The following is a 26,909-nucleotide window of genomic DNA, read 5'->3' on the forward strand; positions in this document are numbered from 1 at the left end:
GATGTATGCCAGCAAAAGTAGTGGTGATAGGCAGCCTGAACATGGACCTGGTGACCCGGGCTCCACGGTTGCCCCGTGGCGGTGAGACGCTGATCGGGCAGTCGTTCGCCACGGTTTCCGGCGGCAAGGGCGCTAACCAGGCGGTCGCCGCGGCGCGGCTGGGGGCGCAGGTGTCGATGGTCGGTTGTGTCGGCAGCGATGCTTACGGTGAGGAACTGCGCGGGGCCCTATTGGCCGAGCAGATCGACTGCCAGGCCGTCAGCACTGTCGAGGGCTCCAGCGGCGTGGCCTTGATTGTGGTCGATGACAACAGCCAGAACGCAATTGTGATCGTTGCCGGTGCCAACGGTGCGCTGACACCACAGGTGATCGACCGGTTCGATGCAGTGCTGCAGGCGGCGGATGTGATTATTTGTCAGCTGGAAGTGCCGGATGCCACGGTGGGTCATGCCCTCAAGCGCGGCCATGAGCTGGGCAAAATCGTGATCCTCAACCCGGCGCCGGCCAGTCGTCCGCTGCCGGCGGATTGGTATGCGTCCATCGATTACCTGATTCCCAATGAAAGCGAGGCCTCGGCTCTGAGCGGTTTGCCGGTTGACTCCCTTGCGTCCGCCGAAACCGCCGCAACCCGTTTGATCGCGCTGGGCGCCAGTAAGGTCATCATCACCCTGGGTGCTCAAGGGTCAATGTTCGCCAACGGCACAGGTTTCGAACATTTCCCGGCACCGAAGGTGAAGGCTGTCGATACCACTGCGGCTGGCGACACCTTCGTCGGTGGATTCGCCGCTGCGCTGGCATCCGGTAAAACTGAAGCTGAAGCAATCCGTTTCGGTCAGGTCGCTGCGGCGCTTTCAGTCACTCGTGCCGGCGCGCAACCCTCGATTCCCACCTTGTCCGATGTACAGGCGTTCAAAGCACCATGAAAAAGACACCTTTGCTCAACGTCGCGCTGTCTCGATTGATCGCCTCCCTAGGCCACGGCGACATGGTTGTGATCGGCGATGCCGGCCTGCCCGTACCGCCGGGCGTTGAACTGATCGATCTGGCCTTGACCCAGGGTATTCCGGATTTCGTCAGCACTTTGAAGGTCGTGCTCAGCGAAATGCAGGTTGAGCACCATGTGCTGGCCCAGGAAATTCTGGACAAACAACCCCCCGCCTTGAGCTCGCTGGATGAGCTGAATGCCAAAGGCGCGCTGGGCCAGCGTGAGCTGCTCAGCCATGAGCAATTCAAAGTCCTCAGCCGACAGGCGCGAGCGATTGTTCGTACCGGCGAATGTGCGCCGTACTGCAACATCGTGCTGGTCTCGGGGGTGACGTTCTAACCCGCTGTACACAGATTTGTTCCCCCACGCACAAGGAGTGCGATATGCACCGCTATGCTCAGAAACTGCACCACCTGCTCCGGAGTCTGCTGCTTTTGTCCCTGATTACTGCAACGAGCGCCCAGGCGGCGGAAAAGATCGATTTGATCATCGACACTGATCCCGGTGCCGACGACGTCGTCGCCTTGCTGTTTGCGTTGGCATCGCCGGAAGAATTGAGTATCCGTGCGCTGACCACCGTCGCGGGCAACGTGCGTCTGGACAAGACTTCGCGCAATGCGCGACTGGCCCGTGAGTGGGCAGGGCGCGAGGAGGTGCCGGTCTACGCGGGCGCGCCGAAGCCGCTGATGCGTACGCCGATCTATGCCGAGAACATCCATGGCAAGGAGGGCCTGTCGGGCGTCACCGTGCACGAGCCGAAGAAAGGCCTGGCCGAAGGTAATGCGGTCAATTACCTGATCGACACCTTGAAGGCCGCCAAACCCCACAGCATCACCATCGCGATGCTCGGTCCACAGACCAACCTGGCCCTGGCGCTGATCCAGGAACCTGAAATCGTTCAGGGCATCAAGGAAGTGGTGATCATGGGGGGCGCGCATTTCAACGGCGGCAACATCACCCCAGTGGCCGAGTTCAACCTGTTCGCCGACCCGCAGGCTGCGGAAGTGGTGCTCAAAAGCGGCGTGAAGCTGACCTATCTGCCGCTGGACGTGACCCACAAGATTCTCACCAGCGACGCGCGCCTGAAGCAGATTGCCGCGCTTAACAACAATGCCAGCAAACTGGTGGGCGACATTCTCAATGAATACGTCAAAGGCGACATGGAGCACTATGGTATTCCGGGTGGCCCGGTGCACGACGCAACCGTCATCGCCTACCTGCTCAAGCCTGAATTGTTCACCGGTCGTTCGGTCAATGTGGTCGTTGATAGCCGCGAAGGCCCGACCTTCGGTCAAACCATCGTCGACTGGTATGACGGCCTGAAAGCGCCGAAGAACGCGTTCTGGGTTGAAAACGGCGATGCCCAGGGTTTCTTTGATCTGCTGACCCAGCGTCTGGCTCGTCTGAAGTAAGCTGCACACCCGCAGGTGCCAGCCTGCGGGTTTTACGCCCGCTCGTTCTCTGTCAGGCCCATATAGTCGGCGGGGTATTTCTCGAATATCTGCGCGATAAATTTCCTGGCTGCTTCGGTTCCCAGTTCCTTGACCAATAGATCGATGCCGATGATTGCGAACTCTTCCGGGCTGCCCGGGCTGTAAGAGCTGTGACCCTGCGGCCACTTGACGGTGATGTTGGCGTCGATGCTTATGGTTGACATGATGGCGCTCGTGAAGTCGGGAAAGTCTGGGTATCGAGTTAACCATTTTGCGCGGCTTTTGACACTCCGACTTAGGCATGAGAAGAACGCTATGCGACACTTGGTCTTTGATGAATTTTCAAGGACCGCGCTGTGCAGATCGATTTGAACACACCCGACGGCTTGACCCTTGAGGCGGTGCGCCAGCTGCTGGCCTCTGCCAGTGACGATGAACACACGCAGCTGCGGGTGACCAAGGGCGGAATTGCCTACATTTCATCTGGCGTTGTAGGCGGCACCGATATCAGCGGGCTACTGTTTCGTCTGGAGACGTGGGCCAAGGGTTCCGGTTATGTAGGATTGGTCGCGGCCAGCGACGAGGTCTGGGTCATGCAGATCTTCAATGCGCTGAAAGAGAACTGGCCGAACCCGCTCTACGATTACATCGATGTCTATTGAAGGCCGTTCATATTCAGTCACGATTGAGTGATGAACGACAAGGCGCTGCTCAGGCAAACTCGCCGCTCGTGCGGTTCGAGGGCAGGGTGATGGCACTCACCTTGAAACCAAATGCCGGATTGGCGGTCGCAAGATCTCAGCTTAACTATTGGAAAAAAGGAGGCTTCATGCCTTGGAAGTTCGCATCATTGGGTACTTTGTTCGCCGTCACTCTGTTGGCTGGTTGCAGCAGCACGTCCTCTGAGTCGGCAGCAGACCCTGAAGCGACGACTGACACAGGTCACAGCCGTTGTGAGGCTAAGGCAGCCGAATTCGCCATCGGCAAAGCGGCTTCGCCCGCACTGCTGGAGCAGGCGCGTACCCGTGCAGGCGCACAGAACGCACGGTTCCTGTCGCCTAACGATATGGTGACGCTGGAATACCGCTCCGATCGCCTGAACCTGAACACCGATGCCAGCCGGATGGTTACCCGCGTCAACTGCGGCTGATCGCTTCAGGCTTTTGCTTCGCCCATAAAAAACCCCGTCACATGGACGGGGTTTTTTTAGTGCGGCTGAAAATTACTCAGCGCGGACTTGTGCAGCTTGCATACCCTTTTGGCCTTTCTCAGCCACGAAGGAAACGGTTTGGCCTTCTTTCAGGCTTTTGAAACCGTCGCTTTCGATAGCTTTGAAGTGTACGAACAGGTCGTCACCGCCACCTTGAGGAGTGATGAAGCCGAAGCCTTTTTCATCGTTGAACCATTTAACGGTGCCGGTTTGGCGATTAGACATGGTGTATCTCCAAGAAACATATATTTTCAGTAGTGCTGTGCTGCTCAGGCCAACTGGGCACACCGGGGTATCATAGTCGAAATGTTCGCTTTGGGAGCCCCCCGGACGTGCTGTTTGCCCTGCAGTCGCGTTCCGTTTGCTGCTTGATGTAGCTGAAGGCCCCGTTTTACAAGGCTTTCAGCCGAAAGTAAAGACGATAAAAAAACCTGTAAAACCTGCATAAATTGTACGAAAAAGCTCAAATGCAGCGCTTTTTATCAGCGATAAGCCGAGTCAAAAGGACTTTTTTGTCACTTTTTCGCCGGTACATTAGCCTTGCATTTGGCTATCTGCCCCAGAGCTTTCTGCTGCAATTCCGGGCTGGCCTTATTGTCCATCAATGCCTGGATGTCACCCGCCGGATAAGACTTGATCGAATCAGCGCCGCAAGCGCAGTGAGACTTCGCTGCTGCAGCGCCGATCTGCGGAGTGGCCGCTTCTGTGCACTGAGCCATGTATTTCTCGCGTTCGCCCTTGGGCCAATCGGCATGGGCGGCCAGTGGCAGCAGCAAAACGATGGGGGCGACTACTGCGAACAAACGATTCAGACGCATGCTGGGATGCTCCTTGTGGGTCAATGTCTTGTTATCTGAGAGGGAAAGCAGGGTTCAAGTTCAGCACTCTGGCATAAATTGCATGATTTGCCCCGACACAAAGCCTCGTTGCATCGACGACCGTTCATCTGTGCTAGCATGCCTCGCTCGGGCTTTTGCAGGCTCCGGATGACCTTCAGTCCCGGTGGCGGCAACGGCGCGAATAACCCTGATTTGAATCCCAGTCACTCTGATTCGGTTTTCCGGTTGGCCGCAAGGCTCCTGCCGCTGTAAGGCAGGCGTTCGTCATTGAATGGCCTGGATCGGATCTTGTACTGGCTCATCCCAACCCACGTGACCTTTGGTAGGGGTCACCACTAGGAGAGGAGGCGCCATGCCAACTATTACTCTTCCCGACGGCAGTCAACGTTCATTCGATCACCCGGTTTCCGTAGCCGAGGTCGCCGCATCCATTGGTGCAGGTCTGGCCAAGGCCACCGTGGCCGGCAAGGTCAATGGCAAGCTGGTCGACGCCAGCGACATCATCGACAGCGATTCCACGCTGCAAATCATTACGCCAAAGGATGAAGAGGGGCTGGAGATCATTCGCCACTCTTGCGCCCACCTGGTTGGCCACGCGGTCAAGCAGCTGTACCCGACAGCCAAGATGGTCATCGGTCCGGTCATCGACGAAGGCTTCTATTACGACATCGCCTTTGAACGTCCTTTCACCCCGGACGACCTGGCCGCCATCGAACAGCGCATGCAGCAGCTGATCGAAAAAGATTACGACGTAATCAAGAAAGTCACTCCGCGAGCCGAAGTGATCGAAGTGTTCAAGGCCCGTGGCGAAGACTACAAGCTGCGCCTGGTCGAGGACATGCCGAACGAGCAGGCCATGGGCCTGTACTATCACGAAGAATACGTCGACATGTGCCGCGGTCCGCACGTGCCGAATACGCGTTTCCTGAAATCCTTCAAGCTGACCAAGTTGTCTGGCGCCTACTGGCGTGGCGATGCCAAGAACGAGCAGTTGCAGCGCGTTTACGGCACCGCGTGGGCGGACAAGAAGCAGCTGGCGGCTTACATTCAGCGCATCGAAGAAGCTGAAAAGCGCGATCACCGCAAGATCGGCAAGCGCCTGGGCTTGTTCCACACTCAGGAAGAGTCGCCGGGCATGGTGTTCTGGCACCCGAACGGCTGGACTCTGTATCAAGTGCTCGAGCAGTACATGCGCAAGGTTCAGCGCGACAACGGCTATCTGGAGATCAAGACTCCGCAGGTCGTTGACCGCAGTCTGTGGGAGAAATCCGGGCACTGGGCCAACTACGCCGACAACATGTTCACCACGCAGTCGGAAAACCGCGACTACGCGATCAAGCCGATGAACTGCCCTTGCCATGTGCAAGTGTTCAATCAGGGCCTGAAGAGCTACCGCGAGTTGCCGATGCGTCTGGCCGAATTCGGTGCTTGCCACCGTAACGAGCCATCGGGTGCGCTGCACGGCATCATGCGTGTGCGTGCATTCACTCAGGACGACGCCCACATCTTCTGCACTGAAGAGCAGATGCAGGCCGAATCCGCCGCTTTCATCAAGCTGACCATGGACGTTTATGCCGACTTCGGCTTTAAAGACGTCGAAATGAAGCTGTCCACTCGTCCGGAAAAACGTGTTGGTTCCGACGAACTGTGGGATCGCGCCGAAGCTGCATTGGCTGCAGCCCTTGATAGCGCTGGCTTGCCGTATGATTTGCAGCCGGGCGAAGGTGCGTTCTACGGTCCGAAGATCGAGTTCTCGCTGAAAGATTGCCTCGGCCGTGTCTGGCAGTGTGGTACCCTTCAGCTCGATTTTAACCTGCCTGTCCGTCTGGGAGCCGAATACGTCTCCGAAGACAACAGTCGCAAGCACCCGGTAATGTTGCACCGGGCGATCCTCGGATCCTTCGAACGTTTCGTCGGAATCCTGATCGAGCACTACGAGGGTGCATTCCCTGCGTGGCTGGCTCCGACCCAGGCAGTGATCATGAATATCACTGACAAACAGGCCGATTTTGCCGCCGAGGTCGAAAAAACCCTCAACGAAAGCGGATTTCGTGCCAAGTCTGACTTGAGAAATGAAAAGATCGGCTTTAAAATCCGCGAGCATACTTTGCTCAAGGTTCCTTATCTCTTGGTTATCGGAGATCGGGAAGTCGAGATGCAGACTGTCGCTGTGCGTACTCGTGAAGGTGCTGACCTGGGCTCGATGCCCGTCGCCCAGTTCGCTGAGTTTCTCGCGCAAGCGGTTTCCCGGCGTGGTCGCCCAGATTCGGAGTAATTACTATTAAGCGTGAAATGAGACAAGATAAACGAGCTGCACCGAAAGCCCCGATCAACGAGAATATCTCGGCACGCGAGGTTCGGTTAATTGGGGCTGAAGGTGAACAGCTTGGGATTGTGTCAATTGAAGACGCGCTTCTTAAGGCTGAAGAGGCCAAACTGGATCTGGTGGAAATTTCCGCCGATGCAGTACCCCCTGTTTGCAAACTGATGGACTACGGCAAATCGATCTTCGAGAAGAAGAAGCAGGTTGCCGCAGCCAAGAAAAACCAGAAGCAGATTCAGGTTAAAGAAATCAAGTTTCGTCCAGGGACGGAGGAAGGGGATTACCAGGTAAAACTGCGCAACCTGGTACGTTTCCTGAGTGATGGGGACAGGGCCAAGGTATCCTTGCGATTCCGCGGCCGTGAGATGGCCCACCAGGAGCTGGGGATGGAACTCCTCAAGCGAGTTGAAGGTGACTTGCTCGAGTACGGTTCGGTCGAACAGCATCCTAAGATGGAAGGACGCCAACTGATCATGGTCATCGCCCCGAAAAAGAAGAAGTAATCAATAGGGCACGGCAGGCCTTCTGATTATGTTTATCAACTGAATGCGGAGTATCCGAACATGCCAAAAATGAAAACTAAAAGTGGTGCTGCTAAGCGGTTTCTGAAAACTGCTAACGGTATCAAGCACAAGCACGCTTTCAAGAGCCACATCCTGACTAAAATGTCGACCAAGCGTAAGCGTCAACTGCGCGGTAGCAGCTTGCTGGCACCGTGTGACGTGGCAAAAGTCGAGCGCATGCTGCGCCTTCGTTAATTTAGTCAAGAATAGAGGAAGTAACTCATGGCTCGTGTAAAGCGTGGCGTCATTGCCCGTAAACGTCACAAAAAAATTCTGAAACTTGCTAAAGGCTACTACGGCGCTCGCTCGCGCGTATTCCGTGTTGCCAAGCAAGCGGTAATCAAGGCAGGCCAATACGCCTACCGTGACCGTCGTCAGAAAAAACGTCAGTTCCGCGCTCTGTGGATCGCTCGTATCAACGCTGGTGCACGTATCAACGGTCTGTCCTACAGCCGTTTCATCGCCGGCCTGAAAAAAGCGTCCATCGAGATCGACCGTAAGGTTCTGGCTGATCTGGCAGTGAACGAAAAAGCGGCGTTTGCTGCGATTGTCGAGAAAGCTAAAGCCACCTTGGCTTAAGTACCCCCGACAGTCACCCGGCCTCACCTCTGTGAGGCCAGGTGTTAAACGTCATAAATAGGGGAAGAGCCTTCAAGCTCTTCCCCTATTTTGTATCTGGAGTCTGTACATGGAAAACCTGGACGCGCTCGTCTCTCAAGCACTAGAGGCTGTGCAAAGCGCTGAAGATATCAATGCCCTGGAGCAAATCCGGGTTCACTACCTTGGCAAGAAGGGTGAATTGACTCAGGTGATGAAGACCCTGGGGAATTTGCCGGCAGAAGAGCGTCCGCAAGTCGGCGCCCTGATCAACGTCGCCAAGGAGCGTGTCACAGAGGTTCTCAATGCCCGCAAGGCACTGTTTGAAGAGGCCGATCTGGCCGCCAAACTGTCTGCCGAGTCCATTGACGTGACCCTGCCTGGCCGCGGCCAGACCTCGGGTGGTCTGCATCCGGTTACTCGTACTCTGGAACGTATCGAACAGTTCTTCACCCACATTGGCTACGGCATCGCCGAAGGCCCTGAGGTCGAAGACGACTACCACAACTTTGAAGCGCTCAACATCCCAGGCCATCACCCGGCCCGGTCGATGCATGACACCTTCTATTTCAATGCCAACATGTTGCTGCGCACTCATACCTCGCCGGTACAGGTCCGCACCATGGAATCGAAACAACCGCCGATCCGCATTGTCTGCCCGGGCCGTGTGTACCGTAGCGACTCCGATATCACCCACTCGCCGATGTTCCATCAGGTCGAAGGCCTGCTGGTCGATCGCGACATCAACTTCGCCGACCTCAAAGGGACCATCGAAGAGTTCCTGCGCGTGTTCTTCGAAAAAGAACTGGCGGTGCGTTTCCGCCCTTCGTACTTCCCGTTCACCGAGCCGTCCGCTGAAGTCGACATGGAATGCGTGATGTGCAGCGGTAAAGGCTGCCGCGTCTGCAAACAGACTGGCTGGCTGGAAGTGATGGGCTGCGGGATGGTTCACCCGAACGTGCTGCGCATGTCCGGGATCGACCCGGAAGAGTTTTCGGGCTTTGCCTTCGGCATGGGCGTTGAGCGTCTGGCCATGCTGCGTTACGGCGTGAACGACTTGCGTCTGTTCTTCGACAACGACTTGCGGTTCCTCGCGCAATTTCGCTAGTCGTAACGAATTCTTAGGAGAGCAGGATGAAATTCAGTGAACAATGGCTGCGTGGCTGGGTAAGCCCGCAGGTAAGTCGCGACGAGCTGGTTGCTCGTCTGTCGATGGCCGGTCTTGAGGTCGATAGCGTTACGCCGGCCGCCGGTGAATTCAGCGGCGTGGTAGTGGGCGAGGTGCTGAGCACCGAGCAGCACCCGGATGCCGACAAGTTGCGCGTTTGCCAGGTCAGCAATGGCTCGGAGACTTTCCAGGTTGTGTGCGGTGCGCCAAACGTGCGCCCAGGCCTGAAGATCCCGTTCGCCATGATCGGTGCCGAACTGCCGGGCGACTTCAAAATCAAGAAAGCCAAGCTGCGTGGCGTTGAGTCCAACGGCATGTTGTGCTCACAAGCCGAGCTGCAAGTCGGCGAAGGCAACGATGGTCTGATGGAGTTGCCGGCGGATGCTCCGGTCGGTCTGGACATTCGTGAGTACCTGAGCCTGGACGACGCCAGTATCGAGGTCGACCTGACCCCGAACCGCGGCGACTGCCTGTCCCTGGCCGGTCTGGCTCGTGAAGTCGGCGCGCTGTATGCCGCTGAAGTCACCCGCCCGGTGGTTGCTGTCGTGCCAGCCGTGCATGACGAAGTGCGTTCGATCGAAGTGCTGGCGCCAGCCGCTTGCCCGCGTTACCTGGGTCGTGTGATCCGTAACGTTGATCTGTCCAAGCCTACGCCACTGTGGATGGTCGAACGCTTGCGTCGTGGCGACGTGCGCAGCATCGACGCGGCCGTCGACATTACCAACTACGTGATGCTGGAACTGGGTCAACCGCTGCACGCGTTCGATCTCGCCGAAATCAATGGCGGCATCCGTGTGCGCATGGCCGAAGAAGGCGAGAAGCTGGTGCTGCTTGATGGTCAGGAAGTCAATCTGCGTAGCGATACGCTGGTGATTGCCGACCACACCCGCGCCTTGGCGATCGCCGGCGTTATGGGGGGCGAGCACAGCGGCGTCAACACCGCGACCACTCGCGATGTATTCCTCGAAAGCGCGTTTTTCGATCAGATTGCCGTCGCTGGCAAGGCCCGCTCCTACGGCCTGCACACCGATGCCTCGCACCGCTACGAGCGTGGCGTGGATTGGCAATTGGCCCGTGAAGCCATGGAGCGCGCCACTGGCCTGCTGCTGGAAATCACTGGCGGCGAAGCTGGCCCGATCATCGAAACCGTCAGCGAACAGCACCTGCCGAAGATTGCTCCGGTCACCCTGCGTGCGCAGCGCATCACTCAGATGCTGGGCATGGAAATGGAGTCGGCCGAAGTCGAGCGTCTGCTCAGCGGCCTGGGCCTGAAGATTGCTGCCGATGGGGCAGGGCAGTGGCGCGTTGAAGTGCCAAGCCACCGCTTCGACATCAGCCTGGAAGTCGATCTGATCGAAGAGCTGGCCCGTCTGTACGGCTACAACCGTCTGCCGGTTCGCTACCCGCAAGCTCGCCTGGCACCGCAAGCCAAAGCCGAAGCGCGTAGCGATCTGCCTGAACTGCGTCGCCTGCTGGTGGCGCGTGGTTACCAGGAAGCGATCACCTACAGCTTCATCGATCCGAAACAATTCGAGTTGTTTAATCCGGGTGTAGAGCCGCTGCTGCTGGCCAACCCGATCTCGAACGACATGGCGGCCATGCGCTCGTCCTTGTGGCCCGGTCTGGTCAAGGCGCTTCAGCACAACCTGAACCGTCAACAGGATCGCGTCCGTCTGTTCGAAAGCGGCCTGCGTTTCGTTGGTCAGCTGGAAGGCCTCAAGCAAGAGCCGATGATTGCGGGTGTTGTTTGCGGTAGCCGTCTGCCGGAAGGCTGGGCTCAGGGTCGCGATGTCGTGGATTTCTTCGACGTCAAAGCCGACGTGGAAGCGGTGCTGGGCTTTGCCGGTGCACTGGGTTCGTTCAATTTCGTGCCGGGCAAACACCCTGCGTTGCACCCGGGTCAAACCGCGCGCATCGAGCGTGAAGGTCGCCTGGTCGGCTTCGTCGGCGCTATCCACCCTGAATTGTCGAAAACCCTCGGTCTCGACCGCCCGGTTTTTGTCTTCGAGCTGGTTCTGGCCGAAGTGGCATTGGGAAAAATGCCTAAATTCCAGGAGTTATCGCGCTTTCCTGAAGTGCGTCGTGACCTGGCACTGATTGCGGCCACGGACGTTGCGGCCAGTGCCGTACTGGACGTAATCCGTGAAAATGCAGGCGAATGGCTCACAGACCTCAGGCTATTTGACGTGTATCAGGGTAAAGGTATTGATCCTGATAGAAAAAGCCTTGCAGTCGGCTTGACCTGGCAGCATCCATCGCGCACTCTTAATGACGATGAGGTGAATACGACGACGCAAAACATCCTCACCTCGCTCGAACAAAGGTTGAACGCCACGTTAAGGAAGTGACGTATGGGGGCTCTGACGAAAGCTGAGATGGCGGAACGTCTGTATGAAGAGCTGGGCCTGAACAAACGGGAGGCCAAGGAATTGGTCGAACTGTTTTTTGAAGAAATCAGGCACGCTCTTGAAGACAACGAACAAGTCAAATTGTCCGGTTTCGGCAATTTCGACCTTCGGGACAAACGCCAGCGGCCTGGCCGCAATCCGAAAACGGGTGAAGAAATCCCGATCACTGCTCGCCGTGTGGTCACCTTTCGTCCAGGGCAGAAGTTGAAGGCCCGAGTTGAGGCTTATGCTGGAACCAAGTCATAACGACGAGCTACCCGTCATCCCAGGCAAACGCTACTTCACCATTGGTGAAGTCAGCGAGCTGTGTGCCGTAAAACCGCACGTGCTGCGCTATTGGGAGCAGGAGTTTCCTCAACTCAACCCCGTCAAACGCCGCGGAAACCGCCGGTATTATCAGCGACAAGACGTGCTGATGATCCGGCAGATCCGTGCGCTTCTTTACGATCAAGGGTTCACCATCGGTGGCGCACGCTTGCGTTTGTCCGGTGATGAAGCCAAAGACGACACCACTCAATACAAACAGATGATTCGGCAGATGATTGCTGAGTTGGAAGATGTGTTGGTTGTTCTCAAGAAATAATTTCCTGCATTTGAATACTTCCAGTTTTCAAAAGCTTGCGATATATTCTTGAGCGTTCTTCGAGATGAGGAACGAGTTTCACGCCTAGTCGGGGCGTAGCGCAGTCCGGTAGCGCACTAGCATGGGGTGCTAGGGGTCGAGTGTTCGAATCACTCCGTCCCGACCATATAATTCAAAGGGTTGCGAGATTTTATCTCGCGACCCTTTTTTATTTTTTGTCGTTTTTACCCCTACAAAACGACTGGCTCTCATGTGAGTTCACGCCGTTTTTGGCCCTTTTTCGCGCTGCCTTTGGCACCAATCCTGTTTGATAATTCTCTTCCTTTCTCAGCTTTTTCGCATGTCAGATAGCCTTGGAAAGCGCACTGTTTCCGGGCGATTAGGCCGTTTTTCCTCAGGGCTCCGCGGCGCTAAACCCTGGAAGCTCAGTTCCGATTCTTCGTTCTTAAAGGTCACCATCCTAAATCAGCGAAACCGGCTGTACGTCACGCGGGCCGTGCCTTTGAAGACAAACGGAAGCAGCGAAAGCCGGACTTCCGATTGTGCGCTAGGGAAACGGAACAGAGCGCGGGGAGGGCGCATCCTATTCGAATTGATTGCTGACGGGCTGTGGGCCTTCTGACGACCCTTTGATCACAAGGCCCAGGGGCCGATTTGGAATCAAACCATCGCGTCCGAGAGCCTGACCTATACCTCCAAATTCGACGTTTTTGGGCCCAAACCGCAGTGCCAAACAGACCGCAAATTCACCCGACTTCTTGCTGTTTTGGTGACAAACCATTTTGCAGGTAGTTGGCACCGATTGAGTGCCGCTGAACCCTCGAAAGATCCGTCGGCCGCGGCTTCTAGCGGTCAGCTCGGAATCTCTTGCAAGGTCCTGGTCGGTGCCAAATCCGCTGCTAACTCACACTGCTTCCTCTTCAAAATTGTCAGCACCGGTCCACGCGAATCGGTTGCTGATACCCAACTTTGGCCCAAGGGTTCAGTGCTTCGGTCGGGTGCGCTAAATAATTTTTGGGCGGCGCCGATATTCTCTGATTCACATACCCACGGAGTGCCAGCGCATGGAAGTAAGCAATACCCAAGGCGAGTATCAGAAGCCGAAAAACCTCGCCGGTCTGGGGCGTCGATGGGGTGGGCAAATGATTGACTCGATAATCACTGTATTTCTCTTTTTCGTCATAGGGCGATCCGCCGATTTTGTTGGCTTGCCGTCTACTGTGGTCGGCGCGCTCGCTCTCGGCTCGGGCGTGGCGTATTACCTGTTTTCCGATGCAATGCCGAACGGCCAAAGCCTTGGCAAAAAGTTGTTGGGCATGTCAGTGATTGATGAGCGCAGCTACCTCAGTTGTAATCTCTATCAATCTTTCATGCGAAACATCACGACGCCTTTCCTGAGTATTTTTGACTGGATATTCATTTTTTTTGGCTCGCGGAAACGATTGGGTGACATGCTCGCATCGACGATCGTTATTCGGTCCAAATAAAGATTAATGCATCGGCGCCGGACTCAAATGGAATTGAAGATATGCATACCTCACATTGCGAGTCTCTTGCTGGCGACGTTTCTCTTTGGTTGTAGCAGTGCCCCAAAGGAAAAGACTGAATTTGAGAAGCAGGTCGATGCGGTGCCAATGCCCACGACCGAAGCTGACCGCCTGGAGCAATGCAAGAACCTCAGCAACATGTATCTTTTCGAGTTGCTGGGCTCTGGCGATACGATGGGGGTTTCGTCACTGTTCCAGTCTCGGGAGCCTTCGCGGGCCATAGCCCTCTACCAGCGTATGATCGCGATAAGCTGCACCAGAGCGGAAAGACAACCGTGGCTGGCGTTATAGGCTCAACGGATCAGATCAATGTATTCCCGTGACCGATTCGCTTGAGCTGGCAATTGAAGCAAGCACTGCCCTGCAGAAGGGTTACTCAATGTTGAAGAAACAGCCGGAAAACAAAGCAGCGACTGCTGCTGAAATCGAGCGCTCCATCCAGGCCCTGAACAAAATGGCAGAACGCCTTTGGGGTGAAGGCCGGGAAGTTGAGGCGAAAGCCCTCCTCGATGCCTTGGATTCGCTAAACCGGGCACTGGACCGAATCAGGATTGGCGAAAGTCGCAGGGTTGCGACGCTCCACTAATACGGACTAGGGGCTCACCGCTTACTGCTCCGGCTTTGTTTTCTCATCGCCCGAGCCACTCGAGCTAGCCGCATCTTTTTCGATCTCCTCCGACTCCGCACCAGAATTGGACCCCGCAGCTTCCTCACCCTTTTTGTCGGCCTTTTCCTTGTTGGACTCACCCCCCTGGTTAAGCCCCGGAAGAGCACTTGGTGGAATAGTGGCGTCCTCCGTGACCTTCTCGGCCGCGAGCGTGTAAAGCGAGCAGACCGACAGGAGGCTTGCGAGTGTAAGAGCGGCAATTTTGCTATTCATGGTTTGCGCCTACCGTGCGAGTGGATGTATGCATTTGAAGAGCGCGGAGGATGAAGGTGCTGATGCCAAGACGAGCGGTACAAGGGAGGGACACTTGAATTGACAAAAAAACGTCAAGCCGCGGCTTCCAGCGTATCGAGATCCAAAAGTGTGAAATAGCCCGTATCCGGCCTCCAGCCAGCCGTGTCGATATGCATCACATTGCCAAGCCTGACGGGCTTACGAATGGGCGTATGCCCGACAATCAGCGCACGCAATCCCTCAACGCCCTGCATCTCCCTCTGCTCGAGCCGGCTTCGTGACCACATGCAACGGTTCCGCACCTGCATCAGGCGCGGGCTGCTCTCTGGCGATTTCAATTCACCGACCAACTGCCCCCATGATGGAAACGGACAGTCGGCATGCACGATCCCAATAAGGCCTTGTGCTGTTTCGACTTCAATTGCGATAGGCAACTCGGCAAACTTCGTGGCGAACTGTTTCTGCTCAGACAGCGACAGGCCCGTAAACCATAAGCCGCCGTTGAAGATCCAGCTATCAACGTCACAGCTATCGAAGTGAACCACGTAGTCGTCATGGTTGCCGCACACTGCGTGGAACCACGGCTTGTCCAGCCAATCGAGCGCGGCGCGGCATTCGGGGCCGCGGTCAATCAGATCGCCAACGCTGAACAGGCGATCGACCTTGGAGTTGAATCTGGCTGCATCCAGAGCAGCCTGCAACCGAGTGAAGTGACCGTGTACGTCGCCGACTGCGTAATCTCGGCCAACCGTGTTTGCGGCGAAGTGCTTCACCCGCGTCACCTCTGAGATTTCGAACATGGCAGTGCCTCATCCGCCAATCGCCGGCGAGTTCGTGTTCAGTTGAGTTTAGGCCGCGTCGGCGCAAATCGCGGGCAAGGCTTTAGCGATAGGACTTCGGGTTGATGACAAGGAATTAAAGGAAACCCGGCATTGCGCCGGGTTTTTATCGTCAGGGGCAGTGTTAGTAGCCGGCCACTTGGGCGAGGTGGTTGTCCTGCGCCACGGTGATGAAGTGCAGTGGAAGGTGTGGTTGTTCATCAGGGGTGCGAATTTCGACACTACCGACGATTTGAAGGTGTCGCTCACTCAGTCCAGTCGACTCTTCTGCCTTTGCCATAGCCATTTTTCTCGCGTGGTTCGCTGCGATTTCATTGAGAGTTGACACGTTACATCTCCGGGGGGACTGACCAAGCGTTGATTAGATTGCTGCCGCGTCAGAATTACGTCGTTCTGGGGCTACAAGACCGGCTTGTGCAATCGCTAAGCCAGACAGGGCCGCCTTTTGTGCGCCGGATTTCATAGGCGACGAATGGTTGTCACGGAGTTATTGGTTGCTCCAGACATAGACGCGCAAATACACGACGCCACGCGCTATATATTCCATATGGATATAAATAGATAATTATATATTCCTTTTGTAGTTTGTTTGGCTGGTGCACTTTGAAGGCCTGCGCATCCATGCGGATGTGTCCGATACCAGACAGGAAGCCTCAACATGACCATCAAAGCGATCAACGTCCGCAACCAGTTCAAAGGCGTCATCAAGGAAATCGTACAGGGCGAAGTGGTGTCCGAAATCGACGTGCAAACTGCGTCCGGCATTGTTACCTCGGTGATTACCACCCGCTCGGTGCGCGACCTTGAATTGAAAGTGGGCAGCGAAGTGATTGCCTTCGTCAAATCCACCGAGGTGTCGATCGCCAAGCTCTGAAGAACCCGTTCGAAATCCAACATCTGTGGCCTCGGCTAATGCCGGTAACGACGAAAATCCTGTAGGAGCGAGGCTTGCCCGCGAAGAATGCACCGAGGTTTTTCAGGTGTTACGCGTCATCGTTCTTCGCGGGCAAGCCTCGCGCCTACAGGTTCTGTGTTTTGACTTCTGAACGAGGCGCTGCTGGCCGGCGCGCTGGATGTGGTGTCGGCCGGCGTGCCGCCCATGCTGACCATCTGGGACCGGACCAAGGGCAAGCAGAACGTCAAGGCCATCGCATCGCTCGGGTCGATGCCCAATTACCTGCTGACCAATAATCCAAACGTGAAGAGCCTCAAAGACTTCACTGAAAAAGATCGCATCGCGGTGCCGGCGGCGGGGGTAGGTTTCCAGTCACGCACGTTGCAGATCGAGACGGCCAAGCAGTTCGGCGCTGAACACTACAAAAAGTTTGACGACATCTCGATCAGCCTCGCCCGCCCGGATGCGACGTCAGCGCTGATTGCCGGCGGCTCGGAGATCAACTCACATTTTTCCAGCCCGCCGTTTCAGTACCAGGAATTGCAAAGCCCCAACGTACACAAGGTGCTGAGTTCCTACGACGTATTGGGTGGTCAGGCCACGTTCAACGTGCTGTACATCAGCGAGAAATTCCACGACGAGAACCCGAAAACCTACAAAGCGTTTTACGCGGCGCTGGCCGAGGCCGAGCAAATCATCAAGGCCGACAAGCCCGCCGCTGCGCAGACCTATATCCGCGTGGAGCAATCGAAACTATCCTTGCCGTGGGTAGAGAAAATTGTCGCAGACCCCGAAATCGACTTTACCGTAGTACCACAACGCACCTTTATCTGCGCCGAGAAACTCCAGCAACTGGGCGTGCTGAAAAACAAGGCAGACAGCTGGAAAGATTAATTTTTTGAGGAAGCACATGGCGGTGCAGGCAGTTGAGAAAAGACCGGACATCATGCAAAAGCAGAGCTACCAACTGCTGGAAGTCGCCCACGGCAAACCGATCAAACTCTGGACCGAAGGCGTCCCGGTAGAAAACGAAGCCAGGCAGCAATTGATCAACACCGCGAAGATGCCGTTCATCTTCAAACACCTGGCGGTGATGCCCGACGTGCACCTGGGCAAGGGCTCGACCATCGGCAGTGTGATTCCGACGGTGGGCGCGATCATTCCCGCCGCTGTCGGCGTGGACATTGGCTGCGGCATGATCGCCACGCGCACGTCTCTGACCGCCGCTGATTTGCCGGACAATCTGCATGGATTGCGCTGCGCAATCGAAAAAGCGGTGCCCCATGGCCGCACCGTTGGTCGTGGAGTGCGGGACAAAGGTGCCTGGGACAGCGTCCCCAAGCAGGCCGATCAGGCCTGGGCTGGGCTGGACCCACGGTTCAAGGCGATCACCGACAAATACCCGAAACTCGCCAGCACCAACAATCGCGGGCACCTGGGTACGCTGGGCAGTGGTAACCACTTCATTGAGGTGTGCCTGGATGAAACCAACCGGGTCTGGTTCATGCTGCACAGCGGTTCACGCGGGGTCGGCAATGCCATTGGCAACCTGTTTATCCAACTGGCTCAGGCCGACATGCGCCAGCACATCGCCAATCTGCCGGACCGCGACCTGGCCTACTTCGAGGAAGGTAGCCGGCATTTTGATGATTACGTCGAAGCCGTCGGTTGGGCCCAGGATTTCGCCAGACAGAACCGCGCGCTGATGATGCACGCGGTGATTCAGGCGACACGCAAAGTGATCAGCAAACCGTTCGACGTCGCACTGGAAGCGGTCAACTGTCACCACAACTATGTGCAGAAAGAGCGGCATTTCGGTCAGGAGATTCTGGTCACCCGCAAGGGCGCGGTGTCGGCGCAGAAGGGCGAGTTGGGGATCATTCCGGGATCGATAGGGGCGAAAAGTTTCATCGTTCGCGGGCTCGGCAACGAGCAATCGTTCTGCTCCTGCAGCCACGGCGCCGGTCGCGTCATGAGCCGCACCAAAGCGAAAAACCTGTTTACCGTCGAAGACCAGATCCGCGCTACCGCCCACGTCGAGTGCCGCAAGGATGCGTCCGTCATCGATGAAATCCCGATGGCCTACAAAGACATCGACCACGTCATGTACGCCCAGCGCGAACTGGTTGAGGTGGTGCACACCTTGCGCCAGGTGGTTTGCGTGAAGGGTTAGGTTTTGCGCGTAAGAATGAAGATGAAACAGCCAGCGATTGAACTGAACGTCAGGTGACCCTCGATGACAAAGCGCAAGGCTATGGGCCGAGATTCGAGTGCGAAGGTTCTCTTCCAGCGCCGCACCTGCTTATTGTCCAAGTCGATTCAGCGTATGCCCCATCGGATCAAGCGACACACTGATAAACCCATCCAATGGTCGATTCAGCTCTTCAACCAGCAGAATCGTCGCAGCGGTCGACAGCGCACATAACAGCAACACCACGACAATCGTGCCATTGCGCGGAGAGAACAACCCGAATGATCCGAAGATTATCGCCAGCCATGACGTCAGAATAACCAGCATGACAGGCGGGATCGATTGATTGGACTGAAGCAGGGTCAGCCAGCGTGCAGCGAACACAGTATCCATGATCTGCAAGGCGGACGCCTTGAGTGTACGCTGGCTGTCGGTCGTGGGAGAGAGTGCTTCCACCTGGCGTTGCAGCGCCTCAGAGCGGGCTATCGCTTCGGGGGCGTCGAGTTTTTCCAATTGAGTTCGGTTGCGCGAGGCAAGCATTTGCACGACTTCAGCGTAATTGTGCTTAAGACGAGTGCGGATCTCTTGAGTGTCCGGTCCATAGCGGGCCAGCACCCGATCGAACTGAACTACCTCGGCCGCTGCGCCCTCCAGTTCGGCGTTGGCCGTGTCGAAAGTACTTTTGGCGGACGAGACGAGCAGACCCAGAACTAGCGCCGACATGGTTGCGATCAGGCCGGTGGCGAGCTTTACGACGGCGATGGAGTCATCGCTCAGGTGTTGACTGGGCAATCGCTCCCGCACGTAAGAGCCAAGTAAGGCGGCGCCGAACAGGCAAGCGAACACGATCAGGGCAACGACCAAGTCAGTCAAGTTCAGTCTCCATTGTCATCTGGGAGGCGGTTATTACTGGTATTTGATGACAATTCCTTTGAGTTTTCGGCCCTGAATGGTTTCTATGTCACGACTCCACAACGGTCCGCTGACATAGGCGGCCACCGGCTGAATATGGTCATAAACCACCACCACCGCGTCGCCACCGAGTTTGGCAGATTCCTCCCGGAGTTTTTGCTCTACGTCGGTAATTGGCGGGGCGGGGTCGACGCTCGCATCAATAAGCACTTCCCCCAATCGAATGTGCGGACGCAGCGGTTCAGTACGCAACACCACGACTTCGCTGGCCAGCGTCGGCGCAGGATGCTCGACGCCCACATACGCGGTGGTCTGCGCATCGACAGTGGCGCAACCGCTCAGCGCCAACAGGGTGGCGGTCAGCCCTGCCGCCAGCAGTGACAGTTTCAAACGGGTGGACCAGAGCGCGTCATGAGCAGGCATGGTGGTTTCCTCCAAAGGGTCGCTGCTAGGCGGGGTTGCTTGTTGACGGTAGCAGACGGTCCGGGAGTTTCCACAAAGCCCATCCCTTTCAGGCCGGGCTTTTTACACCTGAAAGGTCACTGATCCTTTTCGCAGTTCACCATCCACGACACACCGAACCGATCCACCAGCATTCCGAAACGCGCCGCCCAGAAGGTTTTTTCCAGTGGCATTTGCACGTTGCCGTCTTCTGATAACGCGCCGAAGACGCGCTCGGCTTCGGCAATGCTGTCGACGTTCAGCGAGACCGAACAACCGCTCATGTCATCCGTGGGGCGATCCGGTGTGGTGTCCGAGCCCATGATCGCCTGATCGCCCACGGCCAGACGGGTATGGATGATCAAGTTGTGGTAGTCCGAGGGAAAGTGCTCGCGCGCCGGGCTTTCGCCGAAGGTCATCATCATTTCGATCTGGCCTTGCAGGGCTTGCTCATAGAAAGTGAAGGCGGCTTTGCAGTCACCGTTGAAGATGAGGTAGGGATTGATTTTCATTTTTTGCTCCCGGTAACCGTGGGACTGGAGGCCCACATTGGTCTATGAATGGACTCCAAGTAGCAAAGCGTTAGACGTGGGCTCGTGCCGGGTTTGTTTAGACGTTTTTTTTATGGGAGGGGCGGGGCTTATTGCTTGAAAGCTCAGGCCACCGCACGCATGGCAGGCGACGGGCGCAGCAAGCGCTCGACGGCGCCGGTCACCAGGTTTTCCAGCAGCTCATCGCGCTGCGCTTCATCCAGTGGATGTTGCGCCAGCCAGCCGGGTGCGCTGTTGAGCAAGTTGGCGATGGCGTGTCCGGCGGCCATCAAACCCTGTTCGCCGAGGCGGGATGGGGCGCCGAGCATCTTCAGCAGCGTGCGCTCGTATTGCTCGCGCAATTGTTGAACACGCGCTTGTTGCTCGTCGTTCAGGCAGCCGCTGTCGCGCTCCGCCAGGCGAAAATGCCAAGGCATTTCCCGGTGCAGATTCAGGTGAGCGCGGATCAGGTTGGGCAGTTTGTCGCGTTTCGCCGAGGCCTTTTGATCGATGCGCCCCAGGGTCGACAGCAGTTCTTCGTAGAACTCCTCGATCAGGTCGAGCAGCAAGTGCTGCTTGCTCGGGTAATGGTGATACAACGAGCCCGGGGACAGCCCCAGGCACGTTGCCAGCTCACGCATGCCGACCTGCCCGAACCCCTTGCTGGCAAACAACTCCAGCACGATGTCCCGGTACTCGGCGAAGCGCGAGCAACGCTCAGGCATAGGCATGGAAGCCACGTCCTGTCTTGCGTCCCAGGTAGCCGGCGGCGACCATCTCCTTGAGCAGCGGAGCGGGGCGGTATTTGCTGTCGTTGAAGCCGTCGTAGAAGGCTTCGAGAATCGCCAGCACGGTGTCCAGACCGATCAGGTCGGCCAACGCCAGCGGGCCGATCGGCTGGTTGCAGCCCAGGCGCATGCCGGCGTCGATGTCATCGGCGCTGGCCAGGCCTTCCTGGAATACCAGAATCGCTTCATTGATCATTGGCACCAGAATCCGGTTAACCACGAAGCCCGGGCGGTTGCCGGCGGTGATCGCGGTTTTGCCGAGGGTGGTGGCCATGGCCAGCGCCAGGGCGTGGGTCGCGTCGCTGGTTTGCAGGCCGCGAATCACTTCGATCAGGCCCATCACCGGCACCGGGTTGAAGAAGTGCAGGCCGATGAAACGCTCAGGCTGGCTGACGCTGGCGGCCAGTTGCGTAATCGACAGCGACGAAGTGTTGGAGGCAATCACACACTCGGCGCTGACCTGCGCGGCAATCTGTTGCAGCACGCGCAGTTTCAAGTCGAGGTTTTCGGTGGCGGCTTCGATCACCAGCTGCACGTTGTGCAGGCTGCTGTAGTCGGTGCTGGTGCGGATCCTGGCGAGGGCGTCGAGCTTTTGCGATTCGGTCAGGGTTTCCTTGGCAATCTGCCGGTCGAGGTTTTTGCCAACGGTGGCCAGGGCCTTTTGCAGCGCGCTCTCGGAGATGTCGATCAAGGTCACGTTGAAGCCGGACAAGGCGCAGACTTGCGCAATGCCGTTGCCCATGGTGCCCGCGCCGATCACGCCGATGTTTTGCAGATTCATGTTCCGTCCTTCCGATCAAACCCCGCGATACCTTGGCCGCCGCAACGGCCGAAGGCGTACTATTGGCCGCGAGTCTAGAACCGGCAGTGCGGTTGTTCTATGCCGCAACTGTTCAACGGTGCTGGTGTTTTTTGCCATTCGGGCGATGGGGAGAGAAGCGTTCAAATGCGGGAAAAGGACTCGGTGGCGGCCTACTTCGTGCAGGCAATGATCCATGGGCAAGGGCACAATCCGCAGCGTTCGCGAGCTGCGCTGGAAGAAGCGGGCATCGCCCCGGCATTGATCGAGCAGCCGACCGCACGCGTGCCGGCCAGCGCGTTTGCTGCGCTATGGCTGATTCAGATCCGCGAAATGAACGATGAATTTTTCCGCCTCGACTCCCACGGCATGCCGCCCGGTAGCTTCGCGCTGATCTGTCGCGGCTTGATCCAGGAACCCGACCTGCACAAAGCCATGCGCCAGTGCCTGGCCAACTTCGCCCTGTTCCTGCGCGACTTTCGCGGCACGCTGACCGTGCGCGGCAAACGCGCGATCATCAGCCTGGACACCCACGCGCAAAACGAAGACGCAAGCCGTTTCGGTGAAGAGACGTTCCTGGTGTTGATGATCAGCCTGCTGTGCTGGCTCGGCGGGCGGCGCATTCCCATCGACCGCGCGGACTTTCGCCATGAGCGTGTTTCCCTCAGCGACGACCGATTGCTCTGGGGCCCCAACCTGACCTTCGGCGCCGAACGCACTGAAATCGAATTCGCCAGCCACTACCTGCGCCTGCCGGTGGTCCAGGACCTGGCCTCACTGAAAGTATTCCTGCGCACGGCACCACAATGGCTGGTGATCCGCTTTCGCAACCAGCACGGCCTGGCGTCGCAAGTCCATCAGCGCCTGCGCAACAGCCATTACAGCCAATGGCCAACCTTGCAGGCGTTCGCCCTGGAACAACACCTGAGCCCCAGCACCTTTCGCCGCAAACTGGAGCGGGAAGGGTGCTCGTATCAGGAGATCAAGGACGAAGTGCGGCGCGGGGTGGCGTTTGAGCAGCTGCGTGAGAGTCGGGCGAGTATCAGTGACATTGCTGAACAGCTGGGGTTTCAGGAGCCGAGTGCGTTTCATCGGGCGTTCAAGAAGTGGACGGGGGAGAGTCCGGGGCGATATCGGGCACGGTTTCAGGATTCTCAGTGAGGGTTTTGAGCGGGCATTTTGTGAGCGACCTGACTCGGCTGTTTAACCATGAAAGGGTGCTTGTTTAAAACCCATCAACGTTACGTCCTGAAAGCTACAAAACCTTGCGCCGTTGCCTACGGCTGCGCCAGAATCCGCCGGCTTGTGCGGTTTGACCCCGGACTCTATCGTTTCCCTGCCACTGCTCATCAGTGGTCGGGTTTAGTCGCCCGTTGTAGTCAAGTCGCACGATGTCTCTATCAGTCGGGTATCCCATCCTGCTCCTGATGGTGGCTGTGCGCAGGGCGCCTTCGGGCGCGCCGATTTCTTGGCTCATCGGTCGACTAACCTGTGCACAGCTGCCTCCATTTCGTTTAGTCGCGAACAGGTTGCAGCCTCACTCATAGATGAGGTTAGAGCCAATGTTCAAGGTAACGCCCAACCCACCGGACACCGATCCGGTCTCCCCCTACGAACTCGATTCAAAGAAGCTCAACGAAGCCGCCGAGCGCGCGCTCGACTTCCACTTTCCGTCGAATGCCGACATCAAAGCCACTCCGCGAACACGCAGCACGCTGTTTTCCGTAGACCCCGAGGCCACGGCCGAAACCCTGGCAGTTTATCTGGTCGAGACCCTGGCCTCGGTCGATGTGATGGTTCACCAGTTGGTGGATCATTTGGAAGGTGAGTCGCGTTATGCGCTGTTGGGTATTTCCAACAGCATCATGATGGCGGAGATCACGGCGAACCGGGTGTTGGATAAGATTGATTTGCCCGAGTAGGGGCGGATTGCTGGGGTGAGTGGGTAACCGATGTTGGGTGTGCAGCAGTGCCTTTTTTGGGGCCGCTGCGCGACCCAGCGGGAGCAAGCTCCCTCGCCACAGTTGTTTCTCGTCTGTGGAGTTTCTGGCTGAAGTACCATGACGACATTGTCGTGTTCAGCGACCTTCTTTTGCCGAGTTCACCAATCCATGCCTGCGGCACTATCCCGTTTCACCTCACTACTCGACCAGGCCCGACGCGCCTTGCTCCTGGTCTGGGGCACGTCTCGCGGGCTGTTCCTCGGCCTGGTCCTGGCCACCCTGATCGCCGGTGTCCTCCCGGCCCTGGCCGCGTGGTTGGGCCAACGCATCGTCGACGCAGTGGTTTTGGCCATGCAATTGCACGCGCAGCAGGGCAGTGCGCCGTTGTGGCCGGTGGTGCGTTACGTGCTGTTCGAGGCTGGCGTGCTGGCGTTGCTGTCCGGGACGCAGCGGGCGTTGTCGGTTCAGCAGTCTTTGTTGCGGGTGCAGTTGGGGCAGAAGGTCAACACGATGATTCTGGAGAAGGCCCAGACGTTGTCGCTGGTGCAGTTCGAGAATTCCGAGTTCTACGACAAGTTGGTGCGGGTGCGGCGCGAGGCGTCGACGCGGCCTTTGGCGTTGGTGATGAAGTCGTTGGGGTTGATCCAGAACCTGATCGTTTTAATCAGCTTCGGCGTGTTGCTGGTGCATTTTTCGCCGTGGGCCCTAGTGCTGCTGGTGGTGGGGGCGCTGCCGGTGTTTTTCGCCGAGGCGCATTTTTCCGGGGATGCGTTCAGGCTGTTCACGAGGCGGGCGCCGGAGAGTCGGCAGCAGAATTACATCGAGACGCTGCTCTCCCACGAGGGCTACATCAAAGAGGTCAAGCTGTTCGGCTTCGCGCCGCTGCTGTTGAAGCGTTATCGCGAGACGTTTGCCCGTCTCTATGCCGAGGACCGGCGCCTGACCTTGCGCCGCGATGGCTGGGGATTTGTCCTTGGGTTGCTCGGTACTGCCGCGTTTTACCTGGCCTATGCGTGGGTGGTGGTCGATACCGTCCACGGCCAAATCAGCCTCGGGCAGATGACCATGTACCTGGTGCTGTTCAAGCAGGGGCAGACGGCGGTGAGCAGCAGTTTGAGCGCCATCAGCGGTCTCTACGAGGATGGGTTGTACCTGTCGAGCCTTTACGAATATCTGGCCGAACCGGTGGTGGCCGATGCCGGGCATCTCACGGTGGGGGCGGTGCCGGGTGACGGTTTACGATTCGAGAACGTTGGCTTCCGTTATCCGGGGGCAAGCCGAGCGGCTCTTGAAGGCATCGACTTGCACCTGGTGCCAGGGCGCAGTATGGCGCTGGTGGGGGAGAACGGATCGGGCAAGACCACGCTGATCAAGTTGCTGACCCGTCTGTATCGGCCCGATCAGGGTCGTATCCTGCTCGACGGCAGCGATTTGCAGGCCTGGGAAGAAGACGCGCTGCGCCGGCGCATCGGCGTGATCTTTCAGGATTACATCCGCTACCAGTTCTCCGTCGGCGAGAACATCGGCGTCGGCGATACGCTGGCGTTCAACGATGAACAACGCTGGAAGGAAGCGGCCACCGAAGGCATGGCCGCGCCGTTCATCGAGGGGCTGGATCGAGGTTACGCCACGCAATTGGGGCGCTGGTTTGCCGGTGGCCAGGAGTTGTCCGGCGGGCAGTGGCAGAAGATCGCCCTGTCTCGCGCTTACATGCGCCGTAACGCCGACATCCTGATTCTGGACGAGCCGACCTCGGCACTCGACCCGGCGGCGGAAGCGGCGGTGTTCGAGCATTTCAGCGAGCACACCGAAGGCCGCATGACGTTGCTGATTTCGCACCGGTTTTCCAGCGTGCGCAATGCCGACCACATCATCGTGCTGGATCAGGGAGCGATCCTCGAGCGCGGCGATCACGACAGTCTGGTGGCGGCGGGCGGGCGTTATGCGCAGCTGTTCAACCTGCAAGCCCGGGGTTACCGCTAGGCCCGGCGATTTGCGCTGGTTTGGCCTTCATCAAGCTTTCGAGGGCCTGGCGATATTGGCTGCGGCCCAAGCTCATGCTGTTGTTGTGCGTACCGCCGGGTATCAACAGCAGGCGCTTGGGTTCGTTGGCGGCATTGAATAGTTGCTGGCTGAACCGCGAGGGCATGAGCGGATCGGCCAGGCCATGGACCACCAGCAGCGGCATGTCGATGTCGACGATCTTGTCGATGGAGTCGAATTTCTGCGACAGCAGCCAGCGCACCGGTAACCATTTCACCGGCAGGTTGCTGTCGGCCACTTGCGCCACGGCATCGCCCAGCGAGGTGAAGGTGGACTCGATCACCAGACCGCGCACCGGTATCGCGCTGTGGTCCTTTTTCGCCTGCGCCGCCAGGTCTGCGGCGAGGTCGATGGCCACCGCGCCGCCGAGGGAATGGCCATAGATCAGGCGCTTGTTGGCGTCCGGTTGCATCGCCTTGAAGCGCTCCCAGGCGACGCGGGCGTCTTCGTAGACACTGGCTTCCGACGGCAGATCACCCTTGCTCTGGCCGAAGCCACGGTAGTCGATGGCCAGCACCGAATAACCCATGGCCCGCAACTGCTCGATGCGGAACGCCTGGCCGGTCAGGTTCCAGCGCACACCGTGCAAATACAGGATCGACGGCGCATCGCGACGGGCGGCCGGCCACCACCAGGCATGCAGGTTTTGCCCGGCCTTGAAGCTGGCAGGCTTGATATCGAACTCCTGAACGTCCTGCGGCAAACCGCGATACCAGCCGGCGGTGCCCGGCTCGATGCGGAACAACAATTCGCGCTCTTTGTATTTGAGGACGCCGCAACCCACGGGCAAGCCGACGACCAGCGCGGCCATGCACAGCAGCGGCAGCCAGCGACGGCGCAGGCGAGTGAGAAGGGGAGCGGGCATTTGCGTCGTTCGCCGAAAAAAACTTAAGCTCGGTTTTTAACAGACGCGTGGTGCGGACAGGAATCTTTTCGACCTGTGGGAGCCAGCTTGCTCGCTCCCACAGGGG

Annotated in this window: 32 protein-coding genes, 1 tRNA gene and 1 pseudogene; 22 read left to right on the forward strand and 12 right to left on the reverse strand. The window is 57.7% G+C overall.

The annotated features are described in order from the left end of the window. Positions 1-5: 5 nt before the first annotated feature. The 3 genes from rbsK to ACA068_RS11490 are packed head-to-tail and all read left to right on the forward strand — an operon-like array spanning position 6 to position 2,397. Positions 6-923, forward strand: coding sequence for a ribokinase (rbsK, locus tag ACA068_RS11480; protein WP_497309856.1), 918 nt, complete (start codon positions 6-8; stop codon positions 921-923). Further along, a complete protein-coding gene (gene rbsD / locus ACA068_RS11485; protein WP_497309858.1) occupies positions 920-1,324 on the forward strand; it encodes a D-ribose pyranase in 405 nt (134 codons plus the stop codon). Before rbsK ends, rbsD begins: the two co-directional genes overlap by 4 nt. A gap of 44 nt (positions 1,325-1,368) precedes the next feature. Further along, the gene (locus ACA068_RS11490) at positions 1,369-2,397 is read left to right on the forward strand and encodes a nucleoside hydrolase (protein WP_497309860.1); all 1,029 of its coding nucleotides are present in this window, start codon (positions 1,369-1,371) and stop codon (positions 2,395-2,397) included. A 32-nt stretch (positions 2,398-2,429) separates the two neighbouring features. On the opposite strand, the gene ACA068_RS11495 is transcribed toward ACA068_RS11490, so the two are convergent. Then, positions 2,430-2,642, reverse strand: coding sequence for a hypothetical protein (locus tag ACA068_RS11495; RefSeq protein WP_094471650.1), 213 nt, complete (start codon positions 2,640-2,642; stop codon positions 2,430-2,432). A gap of 132 nt (positions 2,643-2,774) precedes the next feature. On the opposite strand from ACA068_RS11495, the gene ACA068_RS11500 reads away from it, so the two are divergent. Both ACA068_RS11500 and ACA068_RS11505 read left to right on the forward strand, forming a co-directional pair. Then, positions 2,775-3,080: a hypothetical protein gene (locus tag ACA068_RS11500; RefSeq protein ID WP_497309862.1), complete on the forward strand. Its 306-nt coding sequence runs from the start codon at positions 2,775-2,777 to the stop codon at positions 3,078-3,080. Positions 3,081-3,247: 167 nt separating this feature from the next. Beyond that, entirely contained in the window at positions 3,248-3,568 is a 321-nt protein-coding gene (locus tag ACA068_RS11505) for an I78 family peptidase inhibitor (RefSeq protein WP_497309864.1), read from the forward strand. 72 nt (positions 3,569-3,640) lie between these two features. On the opposite strand, the gene ACA068_RS11510 is transcribed toward ACA068_RS11505, so the two are convergent. Together ACA068_RS11510 and ACA068_RS11515 are read right to left on the reverse strand one after the other, a co-directional pair. Further along, on the reverse strand, positions 3,641-3,853 hold the full coding sequence (locus ACA068_RS11510; RefSeq protein WP_007905882.1) for a cold-shock protein: 213 nt from the start codon (positions 3,851-3,853) through the stop codon (positions 3,641-3,643). 290 nt (positions 3,854-4,143) lie between these two features. Next, on the reverse strand, positions 4,144-4,446 hold the full coding sequence (locus ACA068_RS11515; protein WP_497309866.1) for a hypothetical protein: 303 nt from the start codon (positions 4,444-4,446) through the stop codon (positions 4,144-4,146). Positions 4,447-4,819: 373 nt separating this feature from the next. On the opposite strand from ACA068_RS11515, the gene thrS reads away from it, so the two are divergent. The 11 genes from thrS to ACA068_RS11570 all read left to right on the forward strand — a co-directional run bounded on the left by thrS (position 4,820) and on the right by ACA068_RS11570 (position 14,242). Then, positions 4,820-6,742 (forward strand): threonine--tRNA ligase, encoded by a 1,923-nt coding sequence (thrS, locus tag ACA068_RS11520; RefSeq protein WP_010455934.1) that lies wholly within the window; start codon positions 4,820-4,822, stop codon positions 6,740-6,742. Beyond that, positions 6,742-7,293, forward strand: coding sequence for a translation initiation factor IF-3 (gene infC, locus ACA068_RS11525; RefSeq protein ID WP_176469887.1), 552 nt, complete (start codon positions 6,742-6,744; stop codon positions 7,291-7,293). The genes thrS and infC overlap by 1 nt, the downstream gene beginning before the upstream one ends. A 60-nt stretch (positions 7,294-7,353) precedes the next feature. After that, positions 7,354-7,548 (forward strand): 50S ribosomal protein L35, encoded by a 195-nt coding sequence (gene rpmI, locus ACA068_RS11530; RefSeq protein WP_008145659.1) that lies wholly within the window; start codon positions 7,354-7,356, stop codon positions 7,546-7,548. Positions 7,549-7,575: 27 nt separating this feature from the next. Next, complete coding sequence (gene rplT, locus ACA068_RS11535) at positions 7,576-7,932, forward strand: 50S ribosomal protein L20 (protein WP_007905879.1); 357 nt, start codon at positions 7,576-7,578, stop codon at positions 7,930-7,932. Positions 7,933-8,041: 109 nt separating this feature from the next. Then, a complete protein-coding gene (gene pheS / locus ACA068_RS11540; protein ID WP_007905876.1) occupies positions 8,042-9,058 on the forward strand; it encodes a phenylalanine--tRNA ligase subunit alpha in 1,017 nt (338 codons plus the stop codon). A gap of 26 nt (positions 9,059-9,084) precedes the next feature. After that, positions 9,085-11,466 carry a phenylalanine--tRNA ligase subunit beta gene (gene pheT / locus ACA068_RS11545; protein WP_497309868.1) on the forward strand — a complete coding sequence of 794 codons (2,382 nt, stop codon included), beginning with the start codon at positions 9,085-9,087 and terminating at the stop codon, positions 11,464-11,466. A 3-nt stretch (positions 11,467-11,469) separates the two neighbouring features. Then, positions 11,470-11,772 carry an integration host factor subunit alpha gene (gene ihfA, locus ACA068_RS11550; protein WP_002553164.1) on the forward strand — a complete coding sequence of 101 codons (303 nt, stop codon included), beginning with the start codon at positions 11,470-11,472 and terminating at the stop codon, positions 11,770-11,772. Beyond that, positions 11,753-12,109, forward strand: a complete 357-nt coding sequence (locus ACA068_RS11555) for a MerR family transcriptional regulator (RefSeq protein ID WP_003179985.1) — start codon at positions 11,753-11,755, stop codon at positions 12,107-12,109. The genes ihfA and ACA068_RS11555 overlap by 20 nt, the downstream gene beginning before the upstream one ends. Positions 12,110-12,198: 89 nt before the next feature. Then, positions 12,199-12,275, forward strand: a tRNA-Pro gene (locus ACA068_RS11560). A gap of 898 nt (positions 12,276-13,173) precedes the next feature. After that, a complete protein-coding gene (locus ACA068_RS11565) occupies positions 13,174-13,596 on the forward strand; it encodes an RDD family protein (protein ID WP_497309870.1) in 423 nt (140 codons plus the stop codon). 439 nt (positions 13,597-14,035) lie between these two features. Beyond that, the gene (locus ACA068_RS11570; RefSeq protein WP_497310575.1) at positions 14,036-14,242 is read left to right on the forward strand and encodes a hypothetical protein; all 207 of its coding nucleotides are present in this window, start codon (positions 14,036-14,038) and stop codon (positions 14,240-14,242) included. Between the two features lie 21 nt (positions 14,243-14,263). Here the strand turns inward: ACA068_RS11570 and ACA068_RS11575 are convergent, their stop codons facing one another. The 3 genes from ACA068_RS11575 to ACA068_RS11585 all read right to left on the reverse strand — a co-directional run bounded on the left by ACA068_RS11575 (position 14,264) and on the right by ACA068_RS11585 (position 15,724). Beyond that, positions 14,264-14,536: a hypothetical protein gene (locus tag ACA068_RS11575; RefSeq protein WP_497309871.1), complete on the reverse strand. Its 273-nt coding sequence runs from the start codon at positions 14,534-14,536 to the stop codon at positions 14,264-14,266. Positions 14,537-14,649: 113 nt separating this feature from the next. Beyond that, positions 14,650-15,357 (reverse strand): metallophosphoesterase, encoded by a 708-nt coding sequence (locus tag ACA068_RS11580; RefSeq protein ID WP_497309872.1) that lies wholly within the window; start codon positions 15,355-15,357, stop codon positions 14,650-14,652. Between the two features lie 163 nt (positions 15,358-15,520). Next, on the reverse strand, positions 15,521-15,724 hold the full coding sequence (locus ACA068_RS11585) for a hypothetical protein (protein ID WP_497309873.1): 204 nt from the start codon (positions 15,722-15,724) through the stop codon (positions 15,521-15,523). Positions 15,725-16,054: 330 nt separating this feature from the next. Here ACA068_RS11585 and ACA068_RS11590 point away from each other — a divergent pair, with 330 nt between their 5' ends. The 3 genes and pseudogenes from ACA068_RS11590 to ACA068_RS11600 all read left to right on the forward strand — a co-directional run bounded on the left by ACA068_RS11590 (position 16,055) and on the right by ACA068_RS11600 (position 18,464). Further along, positions 16,055-16,270 (forward strand): TOBE domain-containing protein, encoded by a 216-nt coding sequence (locus tag ACA068_RS11590; protein ID WP_027921432.1) that lies wholly within the window; start codon positions 16,055-16,057, stop codon positions 16,268-16,270. A gap of 168 nt (positions 16,271-16,438) precedes the next feature. Then, positions 16,439-17,185: pseudogene (locus tag ACA068_RS11595) on the forward strand (ABC transporter substrate-binding protein); the annotation flags it as partial. 52 nt (positions 17,186-17,237) lie between these two features. Next, positions 17,238-18,464, forward strand: coding sequence for an RtcB family protein (locus ACA068_RS11600; RefSeq protein WP_497309875.1), 1,227 nt, complete (start codon positions 17,238-17,240; stop codon positions 18,462-18,464). A gap of 129 nt (positions 18,465-18,593) precedes the next feature. On the opposite strand, the gene ACA068_RS11605 is transcribed toward ACA068_RS11600, so the two are convergent. The 5 genes from ACA068_RS11605 to ACA068_RS11625 all read right to left on the reverse strand — a co-directional run bounded on the left by ACA068_RS11605 (position 18,594) and on the right by ACA068_RS11625 (position 21,934). After that, a complete protein-coding gene (locus ACA068_RS11605) occupies positions 18,594-19,355 on the reverse strand; it encodes a bestrophin-like domain (protein WP_497309877.1) in 762 nt (253 codons plus the stop codon). A gap of 33 nt (positions 19,356-19,388) precedes the next feature. Beyond that, positions 19,389-19,817, reverse strand: coding sequence for a YajG family lipoprotein (locus tag ACA068_RS11610; protein WP_497309879.1), 429 nt, complete (start codon positions 19,815-19,817; stop codon positions 19,389-19,391). A gap of 116 nt (positions 19,818-19,933) precedes the next feature. After that, the gene (locus ACA068_RS11615; protein WP_497309881.1) at positions 19,934-20,347 is read right to left on the reverse strand and encodes a VOC family protein; all 414 of its coding nucleotides are present in this window, start codon (positions 20,345-20,347) and stop codon (positions 19,934-19,936) included. A gap of 143 nt (positions 20,348-20,490) precedes the next feature. Then, a complete protein-coding gene (locus tag ACA068_RS11620; RefSeq protein ID WP_497309883.1) occupies positions 20,491-21,096 on the reverse strand; it encodes a TetR/AcrR family transcriptional regulator in 606 nt (201 codons plus the stop codon). After that, positions 21,083-21,934: a 3-hydroxybutyryl-CoA dehydrogenase gene (locus tag ACA068_RS11625; RefSeq protein WP_497309885.1), complete on the reverse strand. Its 852-nt coding sequence runs from the start codon at positions 21,932-21,934 to the stop codon at positions 21,083-21,085. The genes ACA068_RS11620 and ACA068_RS11625 overlap by 14 nt, the downstream gene beginning before the upstream one ends. Before the next feature lie 165 nt (positions 21,935-22,099). On the opposite strand from ACA068_RS11625, the gene ACA068_RS11630 reads away from it, so the two are divergent. The 3 genes from ACA068_RS11630 (at position 22,100) to ACA068_RS11640 (ending at position 25,878) form a co-directional block, all read left to right on the forward strand. After that, positions 22,100-23,113 (forward strand): AraC family transcriptional regulator, encoded by a 1,014-nt coding sequence (locus ACA068_RS11630; protein WP_497309887.1) that lies wholly within the window; start codon positions 22,100-22,102, stop codon positions 23,111-23,113. A 401-nt stretch (positions 23,114-23,514) separates the two neighbouring features. After that, positions 23,515-23,874: a DUF6124 family protein gene (locus tag ACA068_RS11635; RefSeq protein WP_497309889.1), complete on the forward strand. Its 360-nt coding sequence runs from the start codon at positions 23,515-23,517 to the stop codon at positions 23,872-23,874. A 189-nt stretch (positions 23,875-24,063) separates the two neighbouring features. Next, positions 24,064-25,878, forward strand: a complete 1,815-nt coding sequence (locus ACA068_RS11640) for an ABC transporter ATP-binding protein (RefSeq protein ID WP_497309891.1) — start codon at positions 24,064-24,066, stop codon at positions 25,876-25,878. Here ACA068_RS11640 and ACA068_RS11645 read toward each other — a convergent pair. Continuing rightward, entirely contained in the window at positions 25,850-26,803 is a 954-nt protein-coding gene (locus tag ACA068_RS11645) for an alpha/beta hydrolase (RefSeq protein ID WP_497309893.1), read from the reverse strand. The genes ACA068_RS11640 and ACA068_RS11645 overlap by 29 nt on opposite strands. Positions 26,804-26,909: the final 106 nt, after the last annotated feature.

It is taken from the genome of Pseudomonas sp. LBUM1660 (assembly GCF_059695935.1).

Coding starts and splice junctions, on each gene's coding strand:
- rbsK (WP_497309856.1), top strand. CDS start 6: ATGCCAGCAAAAGTAGTGGTGATAGGCAGCCTGAACATGGACCTGGTG.
- rbsD (WP_497309858.1), top strand. CDS start 920: ATGAAAAAGACACCTTTGCTCAACGTCGCGCTGTCTCGATTGATCGCC.
- ACA068_RS11490 (WP_497309860.1), top strand. CDS start 1,369: ATGCACCGCTATGCTCAGAAACTGCACCACCTGCTCCGGAGTCTGCTG.
- ACA068_RS11495 (WP_094471650.1), bottom strand. CDS start 2,642: ATGTCAACCATAAGCATCGACGCCAACATCACCGTCAAGTGGCCGCAG.
- ACA068_RS11505 (WP_497309864.1), top strand. CDS start 3,248: ATGCCTTGGAAGTTCGCATCATTGGGTACTTTGTTCGCCGTCACTCTG.
- ACA068_RS11510 (WP_007905882.1), bottom strand. CDS start 3,853: ATGTCTAATCGCCAAACCGGCACCGTTAAATGGTTCAACGATGAAAAA.
- ACA068_RS11515 (WP_497309866.1), bottom strand. CDS start 4,446: ATGCGTCTGAATCGTTTGTTCGCAGTAGTCGCCCCCATCGTTTTGCTG.
- thrS (WP_010455934.1), top strand. CDS start 4,820: ATGCCAACTATTACTCTTCCCGACGGCAGTCAACGTTCATTCGATCAC.
- rpmI (WP_008145659.1), top strand. CDS start 7,354: ATGCCAAAAATGAAAACTAAAAGTGGTGCTGCTAAGCGGTTTCTGAAA.
- rplT (WP_007905879.1), top strand. CDS start 7,576: ATGGCTCGTGTAAAGCGTGGCGTCATTGCCCGTAAACGTCACAAAAAA.
- pheS (WP_007905876.1), top strand. CDS start 8,042: ATGGAAAACCTGGACGCGCTCGTCTCTCAAGCACTAGAGGCTGTGCAA.
- pheT (WP_497309868.1), top strand. CDS start 9,085: ATGAAATTCAGTGAACAATGGCTGCGTGGCTGGGTAAGCCCGCAGGTA.
- ihfA (WP_002553164.1), top strand. CDS start 11,470: ATGGGGGCTCTGACGAAAGCTGAGATGGCGGAACGTCTGTATGAAGAG.
- ACA068_RS11555 (WP_003179985.1), top strand. CDS start 11,753: ATGCTGGAACCAAGTCATAACGACGAGCTACCCGTCATCCCAGGCAAA.
- ACA068_RS11565 (WP_497309870.1), top strand. CDS start 13,174: ATGGAAGTAAGCAATACCCAAGGCGAGTATCAGAAGCCGAAAAACCTC.
- ACA068_RS11570 (WP_497310575.1), top strand. CDS start 14,036: ATGTTGAAGAAACAGCCGGAAAACAAAGCAGCGACTGCTGCTGAAATC.
- ACA068_RS11575 (WP_497309871.1), bottom strand. CDS start 14,536: ATGAATAGCAAAATTGCCGCTCTTACACTCGCAAGCCTCCTGTCGGTC.
- ACA068_RS11580 (WP_497309872.1), bottom strand. CDS start 15,357: ATGTTCGAAATCTCAGAGGTGACGCGGGTGAAGCACTTCGCCGCAAAC.
- ACA068_RS11590 (WP_027921432.1), top strand. CDS start 16,055: ATGACCATCAAAGCGATCAACGTCCGCAACCAGTTCAAAGGCGTCATC.
- ACA068_RS11600 (WP_497309875.1), top strand. CDS start 17,238: ATGCAAAAGCAGAGCTACCAACTGCTGGAAGTCGCCCACGGCAAACCG.
- ACA068_RS11610 (WP_497309879.1), bottom strand. CDS start 19,817: ATGCCTGCTCATGACGCGCTCTGGTCCACCCGTTTGAAACTGTCACTG.
- ACA068_RS11615 (WP_497309881.1), bottom strand. CDS start 20,347: ATGAAAATCAATCCCTACCTCATCTTCAACGGTGACTGCAAAGCCGCC.
- ACA068_RS11620 (WP_497309883.1), bottom strand. CDS start 21,096: ATGCCTATGCCTGAGCGTTGCTCGCGCTTCGCCGAGTACCGGGACATC.
- ACA068_RS11625 (WP_497309885.1), bottom strand. CDS start 21,934: ATGAATCTGCAAAACATCGGCGTGATCGGCGCGGGCACCATGGGCAAC.
- ACA068_RS11630 (WP_497309887.1), top strand. CDS start 22,100: ATGCGGGAAAAGGACTCGGTGGCGGCCTACTTCGTGCAGGCAATGATC.
- ACA068_RS11635 (WP_497309889.1), top strand. CDS start 23,515: ATGTTCAAGGTAACGCCCAACCCACCGGACACCGATCCGGTCTCCCCC.
- ACA068_RS11640 (WP_497309891.1), top strand. CDS start 24,064: ATGCCTGCGGCACTATCCCGTTTCACCTCACTACTCGACCAGGCCCGA.
- ACA068_RS11645 (WP_497309893.1), bottom strand. CDS start 26,803: ATGCCCGCTCCCCTTCTCACTCGCCTGCGCCGTCGCTGGCTGCCGCTG.